General features: G+C 60.8%; 21 protein-coding genes. 16 read left to right on the plus strand and 5 right to left on the minus strand.

What is annotated here, in order from left to right; translation table 11 throughout:
* The 7 genes from ACVMDN_RS14005 to ACVMDN_RS14035 are packed head-to-tail and all read left to right on the plus strand — an operon-like array spanning position 1 to position 7,649.
* Entirely contained in the window at positions 1-852 is an 852-nt protein-coding gene (locus ACVMDN_RS14005; RefSeq protein WP_141342865.1) for an ABC transporter permease, read from the plus strand.
* Positions 852-1,814 carry an ABC transporter ATP-binding protein gene (locus ACVMDN_RS14010; protein ID WP_141342864.1) on the plus strand — a complete coding sequence of 321 codons (963 nt, stop codon included), beginning with the start codon at positions 852-854 and terminating at the stop codon, positions 1,812-1,814. The genes ACVMDN_RS14005 and ACVMDN_RS14010 overlap by 1 nt, the downstream gene beginning before the upstream one ends.
* Positions 1,814-2,803: an ABC transporter ATP-binding protein gene (locus ACVMDN_RS14015; protein WP_375166567.1), complete on the plus strand. Its 990-nt coding sequence runs from the start codon at positions 1,814-1,816 to the stop codon at positions 2,801-2,803. The genes ACVMDN_RS14010 and ACVMDN_RS14015 overlap by 1 nt, the downstream gene beginning before the upstream one ends.
* A complete protein-coding gene (locus tag ACVMDN_RS14020; RefSeq protein WP_141342862.1) occupies positions 2,793-4,247 on the plus strand; it encodes an amidase in 1,455 nt (484 codons plus the stop codon). The genes ACVMDN_RS14015 and ACVMDN_RS14020 overlap by 11 nt, the downstream gene beginning before the upstream one ends.
* 45 nt (positions 4,248-4,292) lie before the next feature.
* On the plus strand, positions 4,293-5,906 hold the full coding sequence (locus tag ACVMDN_RS14025; RefSeq protein ID WP_141342861.1) for an ABC transporter substrate-binding protein: 1,614 nt from the start codon (positions 4,293-4,295) through the stop codon (positions 5,904-5,906).
* A gap of 55 nt (positions 5,907-5,961) precedes the next feature.
* Entirely contained in the window at positions 5,962-7,161 is a 1,200-nt protein-coding gene (locus ACVMDN_RS14030) for an amidase (protein WP_456835166.1), read from the plus strand.
* Positions 7,158-7,649, plus strand: a complete 492-nt coding sequence (locus ACVMDN_RS14035; protein WP_141342859.1) for a GlcG/HbpS family heme-binding protein — start codon at positions 7,158-7,160, stop codon at positions 7,647-7,649. The genes ACVMDN_RS14030 and ACVMDN_RS14035 overlap by 4 nt, the downstream gene beginning before the upstream one ends.
* Positions 7,650-8,220: 571 nt before the next feature.
* On the opposite strand, the gene ACVMDN_RS14040 is transcribed toward ACVMDN_RS14035, so the two are convergent.
* The 3 genes from ACVMDN_RS14040 to ACVMDN_RS14050 all read right to left on the minus strand — a co-directional run bounded on the left by ACVMDN_RS14040 (position 8,221) and on the right by ACVMDN_RS14050 (position 11,428).
* Positions 8,221-8,619: an AAA family ATPase gene (locus ACVMDN_RS14040; protein WP_456835165.1), complete on the minus strand. Its 399-nt coding sequence runs from the start codon at positions 8,617-8,619 to the stop codon at positions 8,221-8,223.
* A 492-nt stretch (positions 8,620-9,111) separates the two neighbouring features.
* The gene (locus ACVMDN_RS14045; RefSeq protein WP_456835164.1) at positions 9,112-10,575 is read right to left on the minus strand and encodes a tetratricopeptide repeat protein; all 1,464 of its coding nucleotides are present in this window, start codon (positions 10,573-10,575) and stop codon (positions 9,112-9,114) included.
* A gap of 529 nt (positions 10,576-11,104) precedes the next feature.
* Entirely contained in the window at positions 11,105-11,428 is a 324-nt protein-coding gene (locus tag ACVMDN_RS14050; protein WP_456843641.1) for a helix-turn-helix transcriptional regulator, read from the minus strand.
* An 825-nt stretch (positions 11,429-12,253) separates the two neighbouring features.
* Here ACVMDN_RS14050 and ACVMDN_RS14055 point away from each other — a divergent pair.
* The 4 genes from ACVMDN_RS14055 to ACVMDN_RS14070 all read left to right on the plus strand — a co-directional run bounded on the left by ACVMDN_RS14055 (position 12,254) and on the right by ACVMDN_RS14070 (position 15,808).
* The gene (locus ACVMDN_RS14055; protein WP_456835163.1) at positions 12,254-12,880 is read left to right on the plus strand and encodes a hypothetical protein; all 627 of its coding nucleotides are present in this window, start codon (positions 12,254-12,256) and stop codon (positions 12,878-12,880) included.
* Positions 12,881-12,989: 109 nt separating this feature from the next.
* Positions 12,990-13,415 carry a hypothetical protein gene (locus tag ACVMDN_RS14060; protein WP_456835162.1) on the plus strand — a complete coding sequence of 142 codons (426 nt, stop codon included), beginning with the start codon at positions 12,990-12,992 and terminating at the stop codon, positions 13,413-13,415.
* Positions 13,416-13,481: 66 nt separating this feature from the next.
* Complete coding sequence (locus tag ACVMDN_RS14065) at positions 13,482-14,600, plus strand: MT-A70 family methyltransferase (protein WP_456835161.1); 1,119 nt, start codon at positions 13,482-13,484, stop codon at positions 14,598-14,600.
* Positions 14,601-14,701: 101 nt separating this feature from the next.
* A complete protein-coding gene (locus ACVMDN_RS14070) occupies positions 14,702-15,808 on the plus strand; it encodes a hypothetical protein (protein WP_456835160.1) in 1,107 nt (368 codons plus the stop codon).
* 126 nt (positions 15,809-15,934) lie between these two features.
* Here the strand turns inward: ACVMDN_RS14070 and ACVMDN_RS14075 are convergent, their stop codons facing one another.
* A complete protein-coding gene (locus ACVMDN_RS14075) occupies positions 15,935-16,663 on the minus strand; it encodes a hypothetical protein (RefSeq protein WP_456835159.1) in 729 nt (242 codons plus the stop codon).
* Between the two features lie 248 nt (positions 16,664-16,911).
* Between ACVMDN_RS14075 and ACVMDN_RS14080 the strand changes: the two genes are divergently transcribed.
* The 5 genes from ACVMDN_RS14080 (at position 16,912) to ACVMDN_RS14100 (ending at position 22,346) form a co-directional block, all read left to right on the plus strand.
* Entirely contained in the window at positions 16,912-17,211 is a 300-nt protein-coding gene (locus ACVMDN_RS14080; protein ID WP_456835158.1) for a DUF1330 domain-containing protein, read from the plus strand.
* Between the two features lie 243 nt (positions 17,212-17,454).
* Positions 17,455-19,089 (plus strand): adenylate/guanylate cyclase domain-containing protein, encoded by a 1,635-nt coding sequence (locus ACVMDN_RS14085; protein WP_456835157.1) that lies wholly within the window; start codon positions 17,455-17,457, stop codon positions 19,087-19,089.
* 374 nt (positions 19,090-19,463) lie between these two features.
* The gene (locus ACVMDN_RS14090; protein WP_456835156.1) at positions 19,464-20,501 is read left to right on the plus strand and encodes a hypothetical protein; all 1,038 of its coding nucleotides are present in this window, start codon (positions 19,464-19,466) and stop codon (positions 20,499-20,501) included.
* 188 nt (positions 20,502-20,689) lie between these two features.
* The gene (locus tag ACVMDN_RS14095) at positions 20,690-21,289 is read left to right on the plus strand and encodes an HNH endonuclease (RefSeq protein ID WP_456843642.1); all 600 of its coding nucleotides are present in this window, start codon (positions 20,690-20,692) and stop codon (positions 21,287-21,289) included.
* 114 nt (positions 21,290-21,403) lie between these two features.
* Positions 21,404-22,346 (plus strand): IS630 family transposase gene (locus ACVMDN_RS14100; RefSeq protein WP_141343507.1). Its coding sequence is split into 2 segments (ribosomal slippage): positions 21,404-21,742 and positions 21,744-22,346, totalling 942 coding nucleotides; the frame shifts between segments, so codons are not numbered across the junction.
* Between the two features lie 173 nt (positions 22,347-22,519).
* On the opposite strand, the gene ACVMDN_RS14105 is transcribed toward ACVMDN_RS14100, so the two are convergent.
* Positions 22,520-23,917, minus strand: a complete 1,398-nt coding sequence (locus ACVMDN_RS14105; RefSeq protein WP_456835154.1) for a tyrosine-type recombinase/integrase — start codon at positions 23,915-23,917, stop codon at positions 22,520-22,522.
* Positions 23,918-24,323 lie beyond the last annotated feature (406 nt).

The following is a 24,323-nucleotide window of genomic DNA, read 5'->3' on the forward strand; positions in this document are numbered from 1 at the left end:
ATGAGCATCATCACGCTCGCCCGCAACACCGGTTATGCCTTCGGCGAAAATCGCCTGACGCTGGTCGCCGTGATCATTTTGGCGCTGCTCGCGCTGTTCGCGATCTTTGGCCCTTATATCGCGCCCTATGATCCGCTGCTGACCTCCGCCACCACCAAGCTGGCGCGACCCAGTGCGCTGCATCCGTTCGGCACCGATGCGCTTGGCCGAGACATCCTCAGCCGCGTCATCGTGGCGACACGCCTCGACCTCGGCATGGCGGTTTCGGCGGTAGCGCTGTCGTTCGTAGTGGGCCTCGCGCTGGGCTCTATGGCCGGCTATTTCGGCGGCTGGACCGACCGCATCATTGGCCGCGCCATGGACACCATCATGGCGTTCCCGCTGTTCGTGCTGGCGATGGGCATCGTGGTGGCGCTCGGCAACAGCGTCGCCAACATCATCATCGCCACGATGATCATCAACCTGCCATTCTACTGCCGCTTCGCGCGCGCCGAGGTCAACGTGCGGCGCGAGCTCGGCTATGTCGAGGCGGCGCGCATGGGCGGCAACGGAGCGCTGCGCGTTCTCGTCAACCACATCGTGCCGAACATTCTGCCGCCGATGATGGTGCAGGCCTCGCTCAACATGGGCTGGGCGATCCTCAACGCCGCCGGCCTGTCCTTCATCGGACTCGGGGTGCGGCCGCCGACGCCGGAGTGGGGCATCATGGTGTCGGAAGGCGCGAGCTACATCATTTCCGGCGAGTGGTGGGCCTTCATGTTCCCGGGCGCGGCGCTCGTGCTCGCGGTGTTTTCCTTCAACATGCTGGGCGACGGACTGCGCGACCTGCTCGATCCGAGGAAGCGCGTCTGATGGCACAGCTCGAGATCGACGACCTCTCCCTGGAATTTCGTACCCGTCACGGCGTGGTGCGCGCACTCGACAGCGTGAGCCTGTCCGTGACGCGCGGCGAGATCGTCGGCGTGGTCGGTGAAAGCGGGTCCGGAAAATCGGTTACCGCCTACACCGTCATGGGCCTGAACGATGAAGCCGCGCGGATCACCAAGGGCAGCATCACGATGGGCGGAATCGATCTTCTGGCCGCGCGGCCAGAGGCCATGCGCGAGATTCGCGGGCGCGAGATGGCGATGATCTTTCAGAGCCCCCGTACGGCGCTCAATCCGATCCGCAAGATCGGCAAGCAGATTGAGGACGTGCTGCAGGAGCATGCCGGCTTGCCGAGCCGCGATCTCAAGAAAGCGGCGATTGCGGCCCTGGCGCGGGTCCGCATCCCCGATCCCGAACGTCGGGCGGACGCCTATCCGTTCGAACTCTCGGGCGGCATGTGCCAGCGCGTGATGATCGCGATGGCGCTGGCCTGCACGCCGTCCGTGCTGATTGCCGATGAGCCCACGACGGGGCTCGATGTAACGACGCAAGCCGTCATCATGGATCTTATCAGGGAGATGAGCCGGTCGACGCGGATGTCGACGCTGTTGATTACGCACGACCTCGGCCTAGCCGGCGAGTATTGCGATCGGATCGCGGTCATGCACGCCGGGCACATTGTCGAGATCGGGACGACTGAGGCGCTCCTGCAGCATCCGGCACATCCTTATACGCGCCAGCTGCTGGCTGCCACGCCCGTGCCCGAATCCCGTCTGGACGACCTCAATTCTATTCCCGGTCATCTGCCCGATTTGCGCGGTGCGTTGCCGCCATGCCGCTTCAGCGGCCGCTGTGAGCGGCGGCAGCTGATCTGTGACGAGGCGGAGTTGCCCTGGACCGAATTGTCGCCCGCGCACCTCGTGCGCTGCCGGTTTCCGCTGTCATGATGCCGCTGCTCGAAGTCAAATCGCTGTCCAAGTTTTACCCGATCAAGCGGAGAGGGCGCGGCGCGCGGCTGCATGCGGTCGACGATGTGGATCTGACCATCGGTGCCGGCGAAAGCGTCGGCCTGGTCGGTGAGTCCGGCTGCGGCAAATCCACCATGGTTCGCCTGCTTGGCCGGCTGATCGATCCGACGGTCGGCCAGGTCCTGATCGGTGGTGAGGATCTCACCGCCGTGACGCAAGCCCAATTTGCAGCCTCGCCGAGCCGGCGGCGCATTCAGGTCGTGTTCCAGGACGCGACCGAAAGCCTCAATCCCTCGTTTCGCGCTTTTCAGGCAATCGCCGATCCGCTGAAGCGGCTGCTCGGGATGACCAACGGCGCTGAGCTGGACAAGCGCGTGCGCGCCACGGCCGCACTGGTCGGATTGCCGGAAGAGCTGCTGCAGCGCTATCCGCATCAGCTGTCCGGCGGCCAGCGCGCACGCGTCGGCATCGCGCGTGCCGTCGCGGTCGAACCTTCGCTGCTGATCCTCGACGAACCGACCTCTGCGCTTGACGTGTCGGTCCAGGCCGTGATCCTGCGGTTGCTCGCCGACCTGCGCGCCCGGTTGTCGATGAGTTATTTGTTCGTGTCGCACGATCTCAACGTAGTGCGGCTTCTCTGCTCGCGTGTGGTCGTGATGTATCTTGGCAAGATCGTCGAGATCGCGCCGGCCGAGACGCTCTTCACGGCGTCGCTTCACCCTTACACGCAGGCCCTCGTTGCGGCGATCCCGGATCCGGCACGGCGCGGCGGAGCGCGGGTCAGGCTCGACGGCAGTCCGAGCAGCCCCATCGATCCGGATCCGAACGTTTGCCGCTTCTACGGCCGCTGTCCCAAGGGGGCCGATATTTGCACCAGGGTTATGCCGCCACTTCGCGCGGTAGGTCCGGACCACTTCGCTGCCTGCCATTTTGCCCCTTCACCGCCTGGAGAAACCGATGAGCGCTGACAACGAGATCTGCCGTATGGATGCCATGACCGTCGCGGCGAAAGTCAGGGACAAGACGCTTTCTGCCGCCGAGGTCACGGAAGCCGTTCTGCGCCGCATGGAGAAGCTCGAACCCCACATCCATGCCTTCTGCACGCCGACGCCCGATGTGGCACGCGCCGCCGCCGCCGCGGTCGACGCCAAGATTGCAGCCGGCAAGGATCCGGGCCTGCTGGCGGGCGTGCCGATCGGAATCAAGGATCTCGTCGCCACCAAGGACATCCTGACCGTGATGGGCTCGCCCCTCTATCGGGACTTCGTGCCTGATGAGGATGACATCGTGGTTGAACGGCTGAAGGACGCTGGCGCCGTCATCATCGGCAAGACCAATGTGCCGGAGTTCGGTTACAGCGGCGTCGGTCACAATCCTGTTTTCCCGGCCACGCGCAATCCCTGGAATCTCGACATGACGTCCGGCGGATCGAGCGCCGGCTCGGGTGCATCGGTCGCAGCGGGCGTCGCGCCATTTGCGATCGGTTCCGATGGCGGCGGATCGATCAGGATTCCCTCTGCACTCTGCGGACTGTACGGAATCAAGGCCTCGATGGGCCGGGTGCCGCTCTACCCAGGTTGCCGCGATGAGCGCTATCCCGGCGTGTCAAGCTGGGAATCGCTCGAACACGTCGGTCCCATGAGCCGGACCGTGGCCGACTCGGCGCTGATGCTCAAGGTGATCACCGGACCTGACCCGCGCGATCGCTATTCGATTCCGGCCGCCGACTTCGACTATGTCGCTGCCACCAGGGAAAGCATCAAGGGCCTTCGCATCGCCTATAGCGAAGACTGGGGCTATGCGCCTGTTGACCCGGAGGTGCGCCGCGTCGTCTCCGAGGCGGTGCGCGTGTTCGAGACTGATCTCGGCTGCACAGTCGAGCGCGCCAGTCCCGGATGGGACGATCCGTTCCCGCAATTCTGGACCATCGTTGCCGGCGACACTGATCTGACCGGTATGCGCCGCATGATGAAGGGGCACGAAAAGGAGATGTCGCCGCATCTCGTCGCGCTGCTGCAGCGACAGTGGACCGCGGAGGAATTCACCGACGCCAAGATGATGCGCCAGATGGTCTGCAATCGCATGTGGCGGTTCATGGCCAACTACGACCTGCTGATCACGCCGACGCTTGCAGTGCCAGCGTTCCCTCTCTACATGCAGGGCCCCGAGATCATCGAAGAGAAGATGGTCACGACCGGCGACTGGCTCTGCTTCACCTTCATCTGCAATCTGACCGGTCAGCCGGCGGCGACCGTTCCCGCCGGCTTCACCGAGACCGGCCTGCCTGTCGGCATGCAGATCATCGGCCGCCATTTGGCGGACCGCACCGTGCTCGCAGCCTCCGGTGCGTTCGAACAAGCGCGTCCGTGGGCTCACAAATGGCCGAAGCTGCTGGGCGACCTCGGTCTCTGATGCTGCCGTCACGTTCCCACTCACATATCAAGGAGAATGCACGACATGAGGCTCGATCGTAGACTTCTCACAGCGGCGCTGCTCACAGCGTCCGCTGCCTTGCCCGGCGCACCCGCACTTGCGGCCGAAATCGCCAAGGACACGATGGTCATCGTGTCCGAGATGGGCCCCAACGGCCTCGACACGATGGTGCCGACCGCCAACGATCACAGCCGCATGGTGGTGTGGCAGGCCTACGACCGGCTCGTCAGCCATGGCGAGAAGAAGCTGGCGGATGGCACGGTGTCGTACGATGCCAAGGTCATGACCCCGGAGCTGGCCGAAAGCTGGGAAGCCGCCGAGGACGGCAAGACCTACATCTTCCACCTGCGCAAGGATGCCACGTTCCACGACGGCAGCCCAGTCACGGCCAAGGACGTCAAATGGTCGTTCGACCGCGCTATCGCCGCCGGCGGCTTTCCGGCGGTGCAAATGGCGGCGGGATCGCTGGTCAAGCCCGAACAGTTCACAGTGGTCGACGATCACACATTCAAAGCGACCTTCGACCAGTTCAACAAGCTGACGATGCCCGACCTCGTCGTTCCCGTGCCCGTCATCGTCAATTCAGAGCTCGCCAAGAAGCATGCAACGCCACAGGACCCCTGGGCGTTCGAGTGGGTATCACGCAATGATTGCGGCGGTGGTGCTTACAAAGTCGAGTCCTGGTCACCCGGTCAGCAGACCGTGTTTACTCGGTTCGACGCCTGGAAGTCCGGCCCGCTACCCCAGCTCAAGCGCGTGATCTATCGGCAGATCGCCTCGGCCGGCACGCGCCGTGCGCTGCTGGAAAAGGGCGACGTCGATATGTCGGTCGGCCTGCCCCCGAAGGACTATGCCGAACTGGCAGAGCAGGGGAAGGTCGCGATCATCGGTGTGCCCGTGCAAAACGACCTCGTGTTCGTCGACATGAACGTCAAGATCGCCCCGTTCGACAATCCCAAAGTGCGCGAAGCGATCTCCTACGCCATCCCTTACAAGGAAATCGTCAGCTCCGCGCTCTATAACCGCGCCAAGCCGATGTTTGGCGGCGACCCGGATAAACCCTATCCGGATGCGACGTGGCCGGTTCCGATCAAGCATGGCCAGGATCTCGCGAAGGCTAAGCAATTGCTGACCGAGGCCGGCTTCCCCAACGGCTTCAAGACCACGCTGTCGATCGATCTGTCGGAATCGACCGTGCGTGAGCCGACCGCCATCCTGATCCAGGAAGCGCTGAAGACGATTGGTGTCGAGCTCACGATCGAGAAGGTGCCGGGCTCGAACTGGTTCGCCCAGATGGCCAGCAAGACGATGCCGATGGTCATCGCCGAATTCTACGGCTGGCTCGACTACCCCGACTACTTCTTCTTCTGGACGTTCCATGGCGGCAACAACTCGGTCTTCAATACCGCCAATTACGTCAACCCCAGCCTCGACAAGGTGATCGACGAGGCGCGCTTCACGCGCGACCCCGAGATCTACAAGACCAGTCTGAACAAGATGGTCGACATCGTTATGACCGATCTGCCGCGCATTCCGCTCTACACCCGCTTTGCGGACTACGCGGTCCAGAAGAACGTCAAGGGCTTTGAGTACTGGTTCCACACCCATCCCGACTTCCGCAAGCTCTACAAGGAATGAGGCGACGGCAAGCGCGCTCGATCGGGCGCGCTTGCCTTTCAATCGGGAAAACACAGTGCAAGACACGCTCGGCGCCTTCGTTCCAGGTCCCATCATCCAGCGCGGTCCAAACCGGTCAGGGCCGCTCTCAGGCCTGACCTTTGCGGTCAAGGACTTGTTTGATGTCGCAGGCACCGTGACCGGCTGCGGCAATCCGGACTGGGCCGCCACGCATGAGGTAGCAGAGGCCGACGCCTGGGCGGTCGACCATCTGCTGGGGGCGGGCGCCGCGTTGACTGGCAAGACCATCACCGATGAAATCTCGCTCGGACTGCTCGGCATCAACAAATTTTACGGCACGCCGCTCAATCCGCGCGCGCCGGACCGTGTTCCGGGTGGCTCGTCGAGCGGCTCCGCCTCGGCCGTCGCCGGCGGCCTGGTCGATATTGCCTTGGGGACGGATTCCGGCGGTTCGGTGCGCGTGCCGTCCTGCTTCTGCGGGCTCTACGGACTGCGGCCGACGCACGGTCGGATCTCCGTCGCCGGCATGATGACCCAGGCACCGTCGTTCGATACCGTCGGCTATTTCGCCCGCGATGCGACGACGTTCGCGCGGGTCGGTGCCGTGCTGCTCGGCGAGCAGGTGCCCGACGCCCTGCCGACTGATATCATCATTGCGTCCGACTGCTTTGCCATCGCCGACGCGCCAGTGCAGGGCGCTCTCCAGCCGGTCGTTGATCGGCTACATCAGGCCGCTGCGACCATCGTATCACCCCTGGCCGAAGGCGAGCTTCGCGACTGGGCGCGGCATCAGCGCATCCTGCAGAGATGCGAATTCCAGGCGACCTTTCGCGATTGGGTCGACCGGGTGAACCCGCGGTTCTCCTCGGAAGTCGCTGGCGCGTTTGCCGACGACGGCCGCACGCCACCGGCCGACCTCGCTGCGGCCAAGGCTTTTCGCACGAGCGCGTCGAAGCGGCTCGACGATCTGCTCGACGGGCGGCGCGTGCTGTGCCTGCCTACGTCGCCCATTCTGCCGATCAGCCGGGACGCGCGCCTGTCGGAGATCCGCGCTGCGGTGCACGAGATCGTCGACCTGACCGGCATCGCAGGCCTGACCGGGCTTCCTCAGGTGAATCTTCCCGTCGCGACATCCGGCTCTATTCCAGTGGGGCTGTCTCTCATCGGCTGGCGCGGCGGTGATGCGCGCCTTGTTGCCGCGGCACGGACCCTGGCTCGCGAATTCTCGGTAGGACTGTTCGAGGAGCGGCAATGACCGACGTCAGGGACACGAAGACGCTCACGCTCGACGGTGCGCTCAAGGTGCTCAACGCAGCCATCACGGAAGCCACCCGCATCGGGCAACCGATGTGTATCGCGGTGGTCGATACTGGCGGCAATCTCTTGGCGTTCGGACGCATGGACGGCTCGAAAGGCCTGAGCGTTACGTCATCCATCAACAAGGCGCGGACGTCGGCGCTGTCCGGCGTGCCGACCGGCGGCGCTCACGCAGATGTGGAGATTCAGGTCACCTTGGCGCACGAAAGTCGTTGGACCAATCTGATCGGTGGTTTGCCCATCCGCGTCGACGGATTCATTCTTGACGCAGTGGCGGCAGGCTCCGGGTCGGGCATGCAGGATCTCGCCGTGGCCCGAGCCGGTGCAGTTGCGATCCCGCGCGCAGACATGTACCTCGATTTCAAGCCGATGGGCGCGGAAGATGCCGGGATCATCAGAGGTACGACGCCTCAGCCGACGATTTGAATCCTTCAGGTAGTTTACAGCGGCTGGAGACAGCTAAGGGCCCACAAACACAATAGCGGTTAAAGTAGACGGCTAGCACCATGTGTAACGCGCCGGGGTGTTACGCGATCGCTCGTGGTGTGTCGCATCGCATTGCGGTTGAAAGCTACGGTTCAGATGGTGCGGAGGGGACCGTTGCAAATCGCGGTTCGCGGTCCTCAGCTCCTCAGCCGAAACCTGAAGGTAGCACGCATTAAACTGGTCGCATCCCAGTCGCGCTATGGCAGGCACGGCAGGTACGGACCATCGAACGACCGCACCTGCGCGCTCCTTGACGGTATTTGAACTAAGCTCAACTCCACGTCGTAACGGCCGTCTTGACCACGTCTGTGCCGCGGATCACTCGATTGACTACGATAGATGGCGAAATCGCCGACAGCGCGAACGTCCCAAACTTTTCTGTGAATTCAAGACCACAAAATTGCGGCGGATATACCGTCGGCATTTGTCCGTCAGACTTGAAGAATTGTGCTTGCAAATCAACGGCGATACGTTTTCCGAGATGATAGAGTGGGAGTAGGGAGCCAGATCGTCAAACGACTCGGTGGCGTTTGTCCATAGCGTCACGATTCCATTTGAGGCTCTTGAAGCTCGCAGTTCGTCGGACATGACCTTTAGCGACGCTGCGATCGACGATCTCGTATTCTATCGACCAGTCCTGCATTCCAGCGTCGTACTTGCCGCTCTTTGAGAAGAAAGTGCGAGGTGCGACATCCTTGTAAATAATTCCCGCTGCTCCCAAAACGGTGGTTTTGCCTCCGCCATTTGGGCCAATGATGGCCGTGACCGGAAAGTCGAAGGATATGGGTTCGTCGTTGAAGCCGCGCACCTTCTTGAGAATTAGTCTGGCTAGGTATTGGCCGTAGTTTCTCTCTCTAGCCTTATCTAACAAGCCATTGACTGTGCTGTCGCGCACTTCGCTTTTGAACATTGCTCGCATCCCCCATTCCATTTTCGTTATGCCAAACAAACAAGTTTTGCCGCAAGTATCGCTTCGTCTATGTGTGCGCCGCGATCGAGTTGCACTGACGCGAACTAAATCCCTTCCCACCACCTGCGACAAATCACCCCGACGGGCAACTCAGCAAAAACCTGTCAATCCCGCGATAAGAAAATATTCCGCTTGGCGTTTGACCCAACTCAGATGTTCAATATGCGCATCCCACCCGACACGAGGGGCGGATCACGATCGTCACGAACGTGGTGTGGGATGCGGTGGACGCTGAGTGCGCGACTGACGAGTGCGCATTGACGTGGACAGCGAAGTCGTGTGGTCCTGTAATCCAGCATTTTTTGTTCGCCGCGCGCCAAATAAAATGGTTGAAAAATCAATCTCTTGCGTAATTGCGTCAGCGCGCCGGCGAAAGCCGGCCAAAGGCCGGGCCCCAATGGGCCCTAGATCATTCATACTCGTGTGCGTTCCTCATTCCGGCAACCCGGCTTGCCTAAGCGCGCCATTCATCTTCTCGATATATTCGGGCTGGAAGCAGTACATGCGGTAGAAGCTGTCCGCCTCGTGGATGGTAAAGTCTGGCCTAAGCTTTAATAGCTTTGCTACTTCCGCTTTGGCCTCGTCGATCCGACCGAGAAACGGTAGGGCATATGCCTGATCGAGATGACTCAGCCAAAATCCTTCAAGGTAGCCGTGCCGAAAATCCTCGACCGATTGTTCGTATTCGCCTCTCCACCAATGGCGTTTGGCCGGCGCATACCACCAAGCAAACGAAGCACTTGGGCCTGCTAGTCGGATGCCCTTTTCAGCCATTGCTGCGCCTTCATCCCAGTCGCCCATAAATGCAAGCTGGTTGCCCAGAGCTCCGAGTGACCGAGCATCGTTCGGATTGAGCGCGACAGCCTTTCGGGCCTCTTGTCGGTAAAGGTCGAGTTGACACTTGGTACTAATTGCAAGGGCGTAGGCCCTTCGCACGTATGCATCATCTGGCGCAAGCTCCACCGCGCGCGCGGCGGTGCGCACAATCTCCTCGTTCAAGTAAAGCCGCTTGTCCGAGTGGTTGACTTGGTCCATCGGTAAGCCAGCCGCGAGAAACCTTTGCACAAAAAGACCGACCGAACGTGCGGCTAATGCAAGCGCATTGTTCGGCTGCTGATCTGTCAGTTGTTTCGAGCATTCCAAGCCCTTGAGGACCACGGCCGACGAGCCGGTCGCGCCCGCTGTTAGCGCGTAGACGATACACTCATATGGGCTGAACTCGGCGACATCCTTGTGTTGGAGCTTCACGAAATCTGCGCTCATGATTGGCCCGGGATAGCCTCCGATCTGAGCAGCGGCGACATCTCCGATTTCATAGGCATCGGTCTCCGTTTGCACCCCCTGGGCGCTAGCATCGAAAGACCTCGACCATAGCTCCGAGCCGGTTTTCAAATCGGCAATCTGAATGTTGGCACGTGCTCCGTCGCCTGAAGGACGAACCTCGCCGGTCACAAGATAGTCAATTCCGGCCTTCCGGGCCGCCTCGATTGTGTTTCCGTCCTTCGATAGGTTGGCGGACAGCGCGCGGGGAGTAACACGTAACGTGCTGAACTTACCAAGGGAGGACGCAACCTGTTGCGTCACGATGTCGGCGAAGGGATCGAGGGCCGTCGCCTTGGCCGGGTTCGCAAAGGGCAGCACCGCAACTGCCGGTCCTTTGGTGACAATCAACGACGGCGACTGCGCAGGCGCCGAGGCGTCGCTGCGTGTATGACTGTATAGGACGTCCCACGCGCGCCAATAGCCGGCGAGCCCTCCGGCAACGGCACCGACCGCAGCGATTGACGCAAGGATCGTCCCGAACTTCTTAAAATGCTGTCGCGTGCGAGCAACGACTGAGATGGATATGCCCGCGCTCAATTTCGGGGCATTTGCGGACTGATCTGCACCGTCCATCGTCCTCCCCCAAATCCCATCAGGGTATCGACGGTGGATTAGGCTGTCCAGATAGATGGCGATCTAGATTGGTATGCCCGCAGTGCAGCGTGGCCCGTAGGTTTACGGGGAAGCTTTCAGGCTCAACCGCCGCCGTGCGGCGCCTGGTTCGCTCAAACCGAATGCAAGGCGCGCTTATCAGTCTGCTGCGTCTCGGCGCCGCCCTTTGCCCCGCCCTCGGCGCGGATCGATGCGATCATCATTTCGGCACGGCCATAAAGCCGGATACTTCCTTCATGCGCCGTCTCTCAGTGCGGGTCGCCTTGCGCACCGTGAAGATTTCGGCACATCCGTGGCGCTTGTTATAGCTGGCTTGAATGTGGTTCTTGATCTCGACGGCTCGCGTGAAGTGTCGGCGGGAAAAACCGAGATGAGCTGCTGGTCATCGGATAGAATTGCGTAGTCCATTGCTGTGCTCCTTTCTCAATCCTATCGGACTAGAGGCGACGGTCGCGCCACACGGCCCATCGCTGCCGCATCGGCAGCGCTGCTAAACCCGGTGGCGCCGACCTTTGCCCCGACCTCGGCGCCGATCGAATTCATCGACGGTCTCTTGCCAACGGACAATCTGATCTTCGTACCAAACCCGGCGGTTCGGCGAGATGTAGGTCGATTTGGGAAACCGGCCTGCCTTCTCCATTCGGTAAAGCGTGGTCCGTCCCACCGGGATGATCTCAAGGACCTGCTTTTCGTTCAGCATGCGCCGAGGCCGAGGCGCGTTGTCGAGTTCGCCGTTTCTCGTCTCGGCTTCATGCTGGTCCGTCGCCTCTCGCACTCCGCTGCAAGCGCGCTCCGCTAACTCTGTACTGCTCATGACGGGCACCAACTTCCCGGTGGGGCACCGGGGTCCATCGTCAATATTGTTGTGGTGCCGCTCGCTGAGCTAAGGACTGCGAGCAGTGACGCCGCGAGAGGGCAAATGTCCATTGCCCTTCGATGCATCAACCTCACTCTGCTTCGGCGTCGTCGTCAATATTCCTGTTTGAAAAAAGCGGGCAAAGAGGAACTAACGCGACCAAGCATTCGGAGAAAATTGATTTACGCAATTGGTCGGCAGAGCGCGCTGTTTACGGATGACAAAGACAAAAATCTGAGTAACCCTTGGTGCCATGTATGGGCTCTCGCCGTTCTACAATGCCTTCATGAAAGGTCCGCCATGGTGCCCACATTAGATGCTGCTCACGGCCCCGCGTGGTTATACCTGATCGGATTCCCGCTGCCACCACGCGCGGCCCGGCGATCGCTTTCCCATTCGCCGGGCCACGCCCAACGCAAAGGGAATCCCGATGTCAAGATTAGCAGCTACGACGATTGCCCCTGACGCCGAGCTAGCACAGAAGGTCCCCGGCAAGTTGTCGAGGTCGATATCTTCCTTGAAGAGATTGCCGCTCTGGCGCATGGCCGCCACGAGCGCGATGGGAGCAACCAGCGCGACCGTTCGATAACGGGCGCGCCATGATCAACGCACTCGTTGCAAACGACCGCGCAAAGGCTCGGCAAGCAGCCGCGCCTGTGACTGGTCGTCGCTCAATGCTCACCATCTCCGCCAACACCACCAGCGCAAAAGAAAGCCCGCGCGGGTCCGCCACCGGGCGCGGGCTTTCTCTTGCAATTCGCCAACCATCGATGGAGATCGAAGATGGCCGACGCGCAAAATATGCGCCGCCCGGGCGCGGCTGACAAGGGCCACGCAGACACGCAAGGCCGGAGAGCGCTGACATCCGAGGATCGGCGCCAGGACAAGGACCGCCGCTACGCTTGGAGGGCGATTGCCATCCGCGTCAGGCGCCGCGAGGAGAAAGAGCGTAACCCGGACGCGTTCATGGCACGGTTGCGGCTACGTGAGTTGGAACGCATCTATGCGCGCCGCTATGGTCCCGTCTTGCCGGACGATGATGCAGGCCGCGACGATCTGGAAATTGCAGCGCATCATATCGCGCATCTGCGCGGCGACGTGGTTGACCATATCGCGGCGTGGACCGCCCTTTGGGCGCCGTGGCTGCCAAAGCACGAGGCGCGGAATCTGGCGGAGCGGGTCAAGGCACAACCGCAGGAATGGAAGGCCGAAACGCTGGCATGGCGGCTGCGGCTGACCAAGGTAGAGCGGTCCGCGCTCGACATCCGAACGATCCGCGCGATCGATCAGACCGACGCGGAACGCGACACCGCGAAGCGCGAGCGGAAGCGGGAGCGCGATCGGGAACGGTGGCGCGCCAAAAGTAGCGGAAGGCCGCGCGGGCGTCCGAAGAAAATCCTCGCTCCATAGAGACTATAAATATATGGGGCGGAGATTTTTGCCTGAACTACCGAAGCGCTCAAAAAGCGCGCGAGGCAGAGCCGAGCGCCGCGCGACAGCGCGGGACTGTAAGGGAGGCATGCTGCTGACCAAGCTCGCCTGTTGCCAACTATCCGAGGTACATAAGGTCATGACTGCCGCAGTCCGGATCGATCCCACTTTGCTCTCGCTCGAGGACTTGTCCCGACTGCGCGAAATGCTGCGCGTCGGTCCCGGCCAAAGATCACTCGAAACGCAAGCAGCGATCGAGCGGCGCAATGATCTCATCCGACGGTTGGCGCGGAGGTTCTATCCCGGTCGAAGCAGAAACCAGCAGGCGGAATCCATCCATCGCGATCTCGCGCGTTACGCAGGCGGTAGTTGGCGGACCGCGAGCGCTGCCGCCGAATGCCCACATCGTGATGAACGTCGTCAACTGCTTTGGCGAGTCCTGAAAGCGCGTGACCGAGTGCCGACCGCGCGCTTCATCAACGACATCCTCAAGTCCCGGGGGACGTCCCGATGAGACTACGCGTGGCCCGGTGATCCGTCCCGCTTCACCGAGGCCCCGCAAAGCTCAAAGGGACTTCACATGGCGAAGCGAAACGCAGGAACGGCGGCCTCCGAAGCGCGGCGACACGACAAGCAAGAAATCATCACCCGATCGGCTGACGCAGATCAGGCTTACGGCAGCCTTGCCGAGGGCGTGCATATCGCAGGGTACTCCCTCGAACGTGCATGGAATAAGCTGGAATGGCTGCTAGAGGCTGATCGCTGGAAGGCGGTCGGCCGTGGATTCGACGACATCAATGCCTTCCTCGATAGCATCAAGCTGGACAGTTTCCGCATGGTGGCTGAGAGCCGCAAACGGATCGCCAGTCGAATCAAGGAGCTTCAACCCGAGGCGTCCAACAGGCAGTTGGCGAAGCTGGTTGGCGTGGACGAAAGGACGATGCGTCGGGATGTTGCGGCAAATGCCGCAGCAGCTACCGAAAATCCCAGTAAAAACAAGGAATCTCAAGTCGCCACTGCGGCAATTGCCGCACCCACCATCAGCGGCGCGGTAGCAGCGAAGTCATTGTCCGGCCCTGCGGCGGCGCGGTTGGTCGGGCGCCGCGAGACCGGCGCGGCCCAACGGCTTGAGAAGGTACGGGCCGACGAGCAGCGCGTGCTCAGCTTGACGCCGATCACGGGCAGATTCCGTACCATCATCATTGATCCCGCGTGGGAGTACGACTGGCTCTCGGAGGCCGCGCGGGCCAGGACCGGCTACGCGATGCAAACCCACGAGCAACTCCTCGCGCTTGACGTTCGCGCGTGGGCCGACGAGGAAGCTGGCTGTCACCTGTACTGCTGGGTCACCAACAATTTCATGGCGAGGGCTTGCGAACTGATCGCGCATTGGGGATTCCAGCACCGTGGCGTCATTACATGGATCAAGCCGGCTCCCTTCGGGCTGGGCAATTACTTCCGCAATTCGACTGAGCACGTGTTGTTCGCCACGCTCGGCGAAACAACGACTCGGGAGGCGGCGTCGCGCTTGCCGACGCATTTCGAGGCGGAACGCGGCGAGCACTCGGAAAAGCCCGACCGATTCTACGAGATCGTGCGCGCCGCGTCGTACCCGCCCTATGGTGAAGCCAACCAGCGCGAAGCTCGGCCCGACTTCGTAAACCTCTTCGAGTTGCGCGAGCCGGCGGCGATCAAGTAGGTCCGCCGTCCTCCGGTGCGGTCTTTGAAGTGAGCTACCCCGGTTTCGGTTCAAACAGGATGTGCTTTCCCTCGGGGAAGTAATGTCCACGAGGGCACATCATGGTACGCGATCAAATCCACAATGCGGCTGGCTTTCCAACCGCTGTCCCCGGATCGGAAAACGACAGCGTCGTTCGAGGTCCCATCCCCGGGATCATGGTCCCGCGCATCGGCGACGAGGCTGATCTTTTGCCGGCGCGGGCCGCCGATCGACTGCGCGACTTGCGCCAGCAGAGCGACGACGCACACACGCTGATGATGGCTGCATTTGAGGAATCGCAGGGCCTCCGGCTGGAGATCGAGGGCGACCGCAATCGGCTGCGGCGGCTGCGCGGCCCTAGAGGTTCGGATGGCTTCAATCTCGACGAGGACGATCCGCGCGTCGTGATCGAGCAGACGAAGATCGATAAGAAGACGGCGGAGCTAAAGCGGCGTACTGAGTTGAGCGAGTTGCGCGGCGGCCGATTGAACGTTCTGACCACGCTCGTTGGCAATGCCGAGGCATGGATCAGGAGCGTGCGCAGCGGCACCGCTATCGTGATGCACGAGCCGGTCGACATCGGAGTGAAGAAGGGCGAGAGCATCCTCGCCGCGATCGAGCGCATTCAGCGTCGCGGGCGAGAACTGCGCGCCGATTTAGCCCGCGTAGCGGCCGCCCCACATCCGAGCACTATCCGCAGGGAAGCGATGGTCCGCGAGGTCGAGGCGTGGGCCGAGCAAGGGAGGCCGAACGCCGCGGGCAGCATCGAGCACGGCGAGTCGATCGACTGGCCGCTCGCGCATCACCAGTTTGAGATTTTCAACGCCGGCCCTGGCGCGATCGTGTTCGGGCAACTGATCGACATTCGCAATTTCATGGCGTGGTGGGATAAGGACGGCATGATCAAGCGCCTCGGCGCCGAAATCGATGCGGTCAGCGACGACGACGCGGCGCTGTCGGACGAGGAGCGCGCACGCACCAGCGCGGAAATCTCGGCCGACCTGTTGGCGGTCCAGCGGTGTGAGGCCGAACTTGTGTGGCGTGGGATCGCCGACGGCGCGGCGATCATGCATCGGCCGGACATCGATCCCATGGCTCTGCTCGGCGTGACGCTGGCCTCGGCGCCGCCGCCGATCGCTCGGGACGACGAGGGCCAAGCCGGTCTCATCCGCCACCTCGGTCCATGACGCTCTCCGATGCGCCGCCGCACGCATCGGCATGGCGGCGCGGCCCGGCGGGCTGGCAATCTCCTATGCTGCCCGCCCGCCGGGAGCCGGTCTCAGAATCACAAGGCGCTCATACGTGTATCAGCCTTACGGTTCATTCGCGTAGGCAATTGTCTTCAACGCTTTATTCGCATCACCCCGACCTTGATAAACGCCGAGAAGTTCACCCTTGTCGTCAATCGTTTTGACCCGAGAAAGCGCCCAGCGCTTATCCTTACCCTGTACAATACGGAAGGTCCGGCCATTACGACGACTATAGAAAGCTTCAGATTTGTCGATTCGAATCCACCCACAATCGGCACCGGAGAGAAACCGCTGTTCAAGCTTCACTCGTTCTTCTTCTTTCCATCGGCGATAGCGTTCCTCCTGCTCCTGCCTGAGCCGGTCGTCTTCGCGCTCTATGTGCTCTTGCAGCACCCCGATGATCGCGCGCATTTCCGTGCCCTGTGCCTTCTCCGAGTGATAAAGCGCCTGACAACCATCCTTGAGCTCATCTTTAGGATAGGATGCGTACGGCTCCTCCCAGATCGCACGCAAACGCTGCTCGACGTCTGTCTTCGTCAGTGGAGGGCCGGGCAGGCTATTTAGGTAGGCTCGAAGGTCTTCTACCGGTATCCAGCACGGAGCCGCTGCGCTTGCGACTTCCTCCCGTTGCGCCTCCCACTTTTTCCAAACCGAACTCGCCCGATCGAGCGCGGTCACTATGTCCCGCGCAAGCTTATGTACGCTGTGCGGATCACGCAGGTGCCGCAATGAGGGGCTCTTTACGTAATCGAAGAGCAGCGAGGCCACGGCATACTGGCGATCAGCGTCCATGTGCGCACCCCTTATTTCCGCATGGATTAATCCGGAAACATCGGTAGCGATTGTGACCGCCGTCTGATGGTCCGCCGTCGAGGAAGCAAACCGGGAAAATACCCGGGTCAAATATCCTCAAAGGGGGCGGTCCCGCGTACCCCCCGTCGCGAGGGCAGGCCTCAAAGTACCTTAACGAATGACCTTGCCCCTTCGCATTGCCGGGCCGTGATAGGCTTCCTGCCGGGGCTATAGGCGAGAGAGTAGCCATGCCGAAGGCTTATTTGATTGCTGAGCACATCGTCACCGAGGCCGCTGTGTTTGAGGAGTACCGGGTCAAGGTCGGGCCGATAATCGAAAAATACGGCGGCCGGTATCTGACAAAGGGCAACGCGCATCAATTTCCGGAAGGCGGCCATTGGGAGCCGGAGCGCGTTGTCATCATCGAGTTTCCCGACAAGCAATCACTCGACGCTTGGTATGCTTCGTCCGAATATCAGCCGCTGATCGCGCTCCGAAAAGAATGCACCAGCGATCTCGACATGCTGATCGCGCTTGAGGGCGTCTAACCTAGCCGACGAACATCCGCTTCGCGCCGTTTCGGTTTCGAACCGCTGCCGCGAGGCAAAGAACTGGCTTCCCCGGCCCGTAGTAGTACGGATGCCATGGCGCCGGGCATCCGCGACCGCCTTTGCCGTGGGAAACTAGCTAGCGGAACGATCTCCCGCTGTGGTTTGATACACCACGGTTGACCTTGAATGCAGGGGGCAGCTTTGCCCGAGGGGCGTGTTCAACGGCGGTTAGCTGCCATCTTGGCCGCAGACGTTGTCGGCTATTCCGCGCTCATGCAGAGGGCTGAAGAAGCCACCTATGCCGAGTTCGAGCGGCTCAAGCGCGATCTGATCGAGCCGAGCCTGTCTCGCCACGACGGTCGCCTGATCAAGACAACAGGCGACGGCGCTCTCGTCGAGTTCGCAAGTCCCTTGGCCGCCACGCGATGCGCGATCGAGATACAGGATCATCTAGCCACCGGCAGCAGTCCCCTCAAATTGCGCATCGGGCTCAACTTGGGCGATGTCATCGTCGGCCAGGACGGCGACCTCTATGGCGACGGGATTAACATCGCGGTTCGGCTGGAAGGGATCGCCGATCCGGGCGGCATCCTGATCTCAGAGAAGGTGTACAACGAGGTGGAAGGCAAGCTGGACGCTGGCTTCGAAGATCGCGGCGAGCAGCAACTCAAGAACATCTCCAAGTCGGTTCGCGCTTACGTCGTGCGTGCGGGGACGTCTAGCGCGCTGATCGAGAGGCTGAGCGCGGCGCCTCCACTCCCGGACAAGCCCTCCATCGCCGTGCTGCCGTTCCAGAACATGAGCGGAGACCCAGAGCAGGAGTATTTTGCCGATGGCTTGGTGGAGGACATCATCACGGCCTTGTCGCGCTTCAAGTCACTGTTCGTAATAGCGCGCAATTCGAGCTTTACGTTCAAAGGCAAGGCAGTCGATATCAAGGAGGTCGGACGTAAGCTGGGCGTGCGCTACGTCCTTGAAGGGTCGGTGCGAAAGGCGGCAGGAAAGGTTCGCATCACGGGCCAGTTGATCGATGCGGTGAATGGCGCCCACATCTGGGCGGATAGGTTTGAGCGCGACCTGTCAGATATCTTCGCTCTGCAGGACGAAGTAACGGTCGCCGTAGTCTCGGCCATTCAACCCAAGCTACTTGAAGCCGAAATTGAAATGGCGATGCTCCGCCGCCCGGAAAATCTAACGGCCTATGACTTGTATCTAAGAGCACGGAAGCCGTACTATCTCGTGAGCCGAGAAGGTTATGCCGAAGCACTGCAATTGGCGCATCGTGCGCTGGACCTTGACCCGCGCTGCATCTTGGCCGCCATGTTGGCGGCTGATGCCCATCGTGCAAGGGTCGCGTTGGGCTATTCGATTGATCTTCAATTCGACCGCAATGAAGCAATTCGGCTGGCTCGCTTGGCGTTGAGCCTCGACGCGAATGACGCGCAAGCACTGAGCATAACGGGGTTGGTTACCGCTTTTCTTATCGGCGACCACGAAGCTGGCATCGATCTTGTTGAGCGTGCGGTCGCGTTAAATCCAAATGATGCTCGCGCATGGCGCGGAAGAGGCTGGGTTTACAAGTATGCAGGCCACTTCGAAGAAGCAATTCGGAGCTTCGAACGCGGCATTCGGCTGGACCCGTTGTTTCCTCTGCTTCACAATCCGCTTACCGGCATTGGCCAGTCATTGATCGAGCTTCAGCGCTTCGAAGAGGCAGTCGCGGTTTCCAAGAAGGCTCTTCGTCACAACTCATCGGACTCATCAACTCACCGCGCTTTGGTGTCCGCTTTGGCCCATTTAGGGCGCAATGCCGAGGCGCGTGAGGCGGTAGGTCGTCTGCTTGAGGTCGATCCCGGCTTTACGATATCCGCATAACTCGCTCGGGCTGGGCAACCATACGGGAAGCTGCTGATTGAGGGCCTTCTGAAAGCGGGGCTGCCCCAATGAACCCATGCGGATGGGTCTTTGCGCGACAGTCCTGCCGCCGTGCGACGCTCACCACGCGGGAGGTCAATTCGTGGGTCGCATCGGGATGGCGCCCCCGGTCGCACTTGGCATCGCCGGCAACGTGCATCCCCGGCAAAAGCCAGGACGGCTTCTCATTGGGCGGAATACGGCTAGGCCACCGTATTTGACCGTAGCCGGTATTAACCTAAAGTAGAATCCATTACAGCACTATCGCGCATCAGAGCTAGGTATGTTGGATCGATAAGAGTTTCCCTACCGGCAAGAGGGAGGAGTGTTGGCCTGTGACAATAGCATTGCGGGATAGCTCGCCAGAAGCTGCACTGCAGCTACTGGATCAGCTAGAGAAAATTGAAGATCCGTTCAGTCCTGAATTTGAACATTTAGACCTAGGCGATTGGCCTCAAGTTCATATCTACATACCTCATCCCGAGGTCTCGTCGAGCATTACGCCCCCGTTCATGGAGGCGTTTCTTGAACTGCAGAAGCAAATCTACCAGTTGGCCGCTCAAGCTTCTGCGGGAGTGGCTGATAGCGGACAGCTTTCTGATGCCGTCAAGGCCGAACTACAGATCAGCGTCCTCGTTACTGATGGCAGCTCCAACCTTACAGCTAAACTGGAAAAGATCGTTCCGGGATTGTTGAAGCAGATGATTGGCAAACTCGATGGCAAGCAGACGGCCATCGTCCTCGTATGTGTGGCCGTCCTAATAGGTGGCAACTGGGCCTTCAATGCATGGCTCGAACAGCAGAGAGCCATCAAGATTGAGGAGTTGAAAAGCAAAGATCACATCGAGGCGTTGAAGGCGCTTACTCTCAGCTCCACGGGCCAGTTGGAAGCCCTCAAGAAAATTACCGGCGTGCTCGAAAAGCAGGGCGAGATTCTCAGCCGCGCGTTGGAGGCTCTCACGGCCACGAACGATGCTTTGCTTAAAGCAGCATCCAAAACCTCCGAAAGTTCGATAAACGATACACATCTGACCCAGCAGGACGCCGAGTTGCTGCGGACAACGCCGAGAAAGAAAGCCGAGCTGCGAATCGCGATCCAAAGGATGCGGGTGCTTGATATCAACACCAGCGATCCACATGAGCTGAGCGTCCTCATCAGTACCCCGGACAAGAAGCAGCAGTATCGGATTAAGTTCGGAGATACTCTATTCTCTGATCCGTCCCGAAAGGCGATCTTTGAGGCGCTAAACAGTCGGGACTCGATCTGGATGGAGATCGCCTTTCGAGAGATCGACGGCGAAGTGAAATCGGTTCAGCTGTTGCGGACCACCAATCCGCCTTCGGTTGCTGAGGCCTCAGACTCTGAAGAATAGAGAGGGGCCAAATTCGGCCAGATAAAGAAGTGACATTAGCTCGTGACCATTTTTCGTCCCTGATAGCATCTCTGCCTGCGCTAAACACAGCCTATCTAGAGGAACGTTACAAGCGCGAGTTGCCCCATCGACGCTTCACGGCGAGGATGCGGAAGTCGCCCCACCGACGCGTGCTGTGGTATGACGGCATGCCAGAGTCAGAGCAGCGCGAATGCCAATACTGCGGCACTCTTTTCGTGCCGAATTTGGGGCGTGAGATCGCCATTCCTGCAGCACCCCCATCTGTGCTCGCCGCTCACCGGCGAGCACATTGTTCGGAGTACTGCGACTATGGCCTTACCCACGGCTTGCGCCCCATCGCTCTGGATCGAACGGCTATCTTCGAACGCGACGGATTCCGCTGCTATCTTTGCGGTCAAGCAACTCCCAAAGAGTTGCGCGGATTTCGCTATGTGCCAAACGCTCCTAGCGTTGATCATGTAGTGCCACGAATTCTAGGCACCGACGACCCCGACAATCTGCGCTGTTGTTGCAGACGATGTAACCTGGAAAAATTGAACTCGACCCTTTGGGAGAAACTCGCTCACGTCTTGAAGCCGGAGTTGAATGTTTTCCCGGCGGTGCTACTGCAAGTGCTGCCTCGCAGGCCTAGTCTTTCCGAATTACTTCTGTTCTGGCGCGAACAGCTTATCTGTGACGGAGAGTATGTCGAAGACCGGCAGGACCATGGATTCGAGCGGCTCTACAACATATTGCTCGTCTCAAAGGACGAAGAATCCAGCACATAGCTTATGGCAGCCTAGAGCGGTTTCCAGTTGAGGTGAATCGGAACAGTCAAAGGGGATTCCCACGGGCACGCAAATCAGATTCGGTGTTGCCCGCGACAACATGCGGGGCATGCGATGGCGAAGGGATACTCCAAGGACCTCAGGGTGCGTGCGGTTGAGCTTGTTGAGTCCGGCGAAAGCGCACGTGAGGCTGCGCGCATTCTCAATCTCGGCGCTTCGACTACGATCCGATGGATGGATCGTTGGAGGAAGACCGGAAACGTTGAGGCCAAGCCCGGCACCGGGCACAGCCGCTCGCCGTTGGAGCAGCACAAGCAGTGGCTGATCGAGCTGATCGCCGCGGAGCCGGACCTGACGCTCGAGGAGATCCGCGCGCGTCTGCGCTCTCAGAGAAAGCAAAAGGCCGGCATCGGTTCGATCTGGCGTTTCTTCGACCGTCACAGCATCACCTTCAAAAAAAACACTGCACGCCGCCGAGCAGGATCGACCTGACGTCGCTGCCGAGCGTGCCGCGCTGAAAGCCGAGCAGCCCAAGCTGCGTGCACCGCGCCTCATCTTTATCGACGAGACTGCGGTCACGACGAAGATGGTCCGGCACTATGGGCGCTCTCCTCGCGGTGAGCGCCTCGTCTCTGGCGTGCCCCATGGTCACTGGAAGACGCTGACGCTTGTCGCCGCGCTGCGCATCGATGGCCTCACGGCGCCCTATGTCATCGACGGTGCAATGGATGGGCCCTCGTTCCTGGCTTATGTCGAGCAAGTCCTGGCGCCGACCTTGCGCAAGGGCGACATCGTCTTCATGGACAACTTGCGCACTCACAAGATCGCCGGTGTCCGCGAGGCGATCGAGGCTGTCGGCGCCCGCGTGCGTTATCTGCCGGCCTACTCGCCCGACCTCAATCCGATCGAACAGGCCTTCTCCCGGTTGAAAGCTGCGCTGCGCAAAGGCGCCACCCGCACGGTCCAAGCCCTGCTCAAACTCATCGGCAAACTCGTCAAGTCGTTTGCGCCGCAGATGTGTGCCAACTACTTTAGGCATGCTGGATACACCAGATGATCCACATCATGTGGAAAATGCTCTAGCGGGCCGCCGCTTACGAGACACTGGTTCGCCTACCGACGGATCGGCGGCCAAATGGTGCATTCACGGTGTTCCAAAATGCAAAGCCCGGCCAGCTTCGCGCCGGACCGGGCTCATAAAGCCGGCGGTAGCCGCCGACTTCTCATTGATCAAGCCGCGAACCTCGACCCACACTGATCGACGGCCCGCTCAGAAGATTCGCCGATAATCCGCCGTAACTCGGCCGCGACGCCGTCCAGCACCGCGCGCTTCTCCTTCATCCGCTTGGAATGATTGTAGACCTTGCCAGTGACGGTGGGAACGATCTGCTCTGACTTCTTGCTCGCGGCGTGATCGAGGCATTTGGCTATCCATGCATCATCAAAGCCGAGATCGCCCGCCAATGTTGCTGCCGTCCGGCGGAGATCGTGCGGCGTGAACGGCTTGAGGCCGAGCAGCGCGCAGATGCCGGGCGTCTTCACCTTGCCCTTGACCTTAGTGCCGCGCAACGCGGTACCCATGACCCTGCGGTTCATCGGCTGGTCGCCATAGGGGCTGGCGAAGACGTATTGCTTGTTCGACCCCCTGAGCGCCTCCTTGATAATCTGGACCGCCAGGCCGGACAGCGGCTGCTGGATCACCCGGCGCTTCTTCACTCGCTTGAGGGGCACGTCAAATCGGGGGGATTCTCCGTCGAGATCGAACAGTTCGTCGCGGTGAGCGGCGAGCAGTTCGCCGGATCGCAGCATGGTGACCAACTCGAACTTGAGCGCGAGGCAGGTGCGGCGATCCCAAGGCATGTCGTCACAGTCGAGACCGTGCCAGAAAATTCTGATCTCGTCCTCGGACAGGACCCGCGTGCGCGGATGCTCAGGGTCGAGCTTCGGCAGGTTGACGCATGGGCTGGCGGTTACATAGTCGCGGCCGGCCTCAGCTGCCCAGTTGAATAGGCCGGATGCAGCGCGCCGCATGTGGCGGGCGTTGGCGACCGAGGGCCTGCCGCCGTGCCTACCTGCCACGATATCATTCGAGAGCGTGGCGATGTCATGCTTGGTAACCTCGCTGGCGATCTTCTTGCCAAGCCGGGGGCCGATAAATCGTCGCAGATGGCTGGCGACGTTCTCCCACGTCTCGATCCGGGGCCGCATCTCACCGTCCGACTTGCGGACCGGCGTTTTCATCCACTCGATCCGCTCCTCGATGATCTCGTTCACCGTCTTGCCGCGCTTGGCCTGCTGCACCTTCCGGTCGCGGAAGGTCTCGGCCATCGCATCACCGCCCATGCCTTTGAGCCCGTAGACCTTGGCGCGGGCATCCTCGACCGTGAAGGTCTCGGGGTTATAGACGCCCAGCCAGCCGGTGCGCTGCTTGCCGGTCTGCCTGTCCGTGAACTTGAACGAGAAGGTCGCCACCCCGGCCGTGGTAATGCTGACATAGAGGCCCGGGCATTTCCGGTCGTAGAATTTGCCCCGCTTGGTGACCCGCTTCTCGCAGAGGCGATCGGTGAGGATCACGGCGCCGTTGCGGGCGCGCTTGGCGGCGGTTTCGGTGGTCGTGGTAGTGTCCATTTCGGTATCAGGCTCCTAAAGGGTTTTGACCAACAGAGCCGGCCTTTGGGCCCGGCCCTAGATTTGGCGAAACCCGCCGAAGCACCCCGAAACAGGCTAGGCAAAAACTACTTATTTTAAAGGCGTTTCTTAGTTTCGGCGCGTTTCACCGAATGCCAAATTATAGACGTGTGGTCCTGACGCCCTAGTGGTAGGTGTCTTCTTGCATTGCGCGATGCGCGTGCGAGGGCGGTGACAAAAAAGCCCAGTCTCGCCGGGGAGAGCACGAACTAAGCCGCACAACCATCGCGCAGGGAAGGCCGGATGTTTCCGGTTACACCTGTGGTCCTACCCCCGAGCTTCCTACCCATTGCTCGGGGCCCATGGGTGCGATCGGCACCCGGTCTTCCCTGCGCCCTCTGATCGA

The organism is Bradyrhizobium sp. USDA 4510 (assembly GCF_054059095.1).

Excerpts from the sequence above, each read along its gene's own strand:
- ACVMDN_RS14010 (WP_141342864.1), top strand. The coding sequence starts at position 852 with ATGGCACAGCTCGAGATCGACGACCTCTCCCTGGAATTTCGTACCCGT.
- ACVMDN_RS14105 (WP_456835154.1), bottom strand. The coding sequence starts at position 23,917 with ATGGACACTACCACGACCACCGAAACCGCCGCCAAGCGCGCCCGCAAC.
- ACVMDN_RS14040 (WP_456835165.1), bottom strand. The coding sequence starts at position 8,619 with ATGTTCAAAAGCGAAGTGCGCGACAGCACAGTCAATGGCTTGTTAGAT.
- ACVMDN_RS14070 (WP_456835160.1), top strand. The coding sequence starts at position 14,702 with ATGGTACGCGATCAAATCCACAATGCGGCTGGCTTTCCAACCGCTGTC.
- ACVMDN_RS14060 (WP_456835162.1), top strand. The coding sequence starts at position 12,990 with ATGCTGCTGACCAAGCTCGCCTGTTGCCAACTATCCGAGGTACATAAG.
- ACVMDN_RS14025 (WP_141342861.1), top strand. The coding sequence starts at position 4,293 with ATGAGGCTCGATCGTAGACTTCTCACAGCGGCGCTGCTCACAGCGTCC.
- ACVMDN_RS14075 (WP_456835159.1), bottom strand. The coding sequence starts at position 16,663 with ATGGACGCTGATCGCCAGTATGCCGTGGCCTCGCTGCTCTTCGATTAC.
- ACVMDN_RS14020 (WP_141342862.1), top strand. The coding sequence starts at position 2,793 with ATGAGCGCTGACAACGAGATCTGCCGTATGGATGCCATGACCGTCGCG.
- ACVMDN_RS14055 (WP_456835163.1), top strand. The coding sequence starts at position 12,254 with ATGGCCGACGCGCAAAATATGCGCCGCCCGGGCGCGGCTGACAAGGGC.
- ACVMDN_RS14035 (WP_141342859.1), top strand. The coding sequence starts at position 7,158 with ATGACCGACGTCAGGGACACGAAGACGCTCACGCTCGACGGTGCGCTC.
- ACVMDN_RS14005 (WP_141342865.1), top strand. The coding sequence starts at position 1 with ATGAGCATCATCACGCTCGCCCGCAACACCGGTTATGCCTTCGGCGAA.
- ACVMDN_RS14015 (WP_375166567.1), top strand. The coding sequence starts at position 1,814 with ATGCCGCTGCTCGAAGTCAAATCGCTGTCCAAGTTTTACCCGATCAAG.
- ACVMDN_RS14080 (WP_456835158.1), top strand. The coding sequence starts at position 16,912 with ATGCCGAAGGCTTATTTGATTGCTGAGCACATCGTCACCGAGGCCGCT.
- ACVMDN_RS14065 (WP_456835161.1), top strand. The coding sequence starts at position 13,482 with ATGGCGAAGCGAAACGCAGGAACGGCGGCCTCCGAAGCGCGGCGACAC.
- ACVMDN_RS14095 (WP_456843642.1), top strand. The coding sequence starts at position 20,690 with ATGCCAGAGTCAGAGCAGCGCGAATGCCAATACTGCGGCACTCTTTTC.
- ACVMDN_RS14050 (WP_456843641.1), bottom strand. The coding sequence starts at position 11,428 with ATGAGCAGTACAGAGTTAGCGGAGCGCGCTTGCAGCGGAGTGCGAGAG.
- ACVMDN_RS14045 (WP_456835164.1), bottom strand. The coding sequence starts at position 10,575 with ATGGACGGTGCAGATCAGTCCGCAAATGCCCCGAAATTGAGCGCGGGC.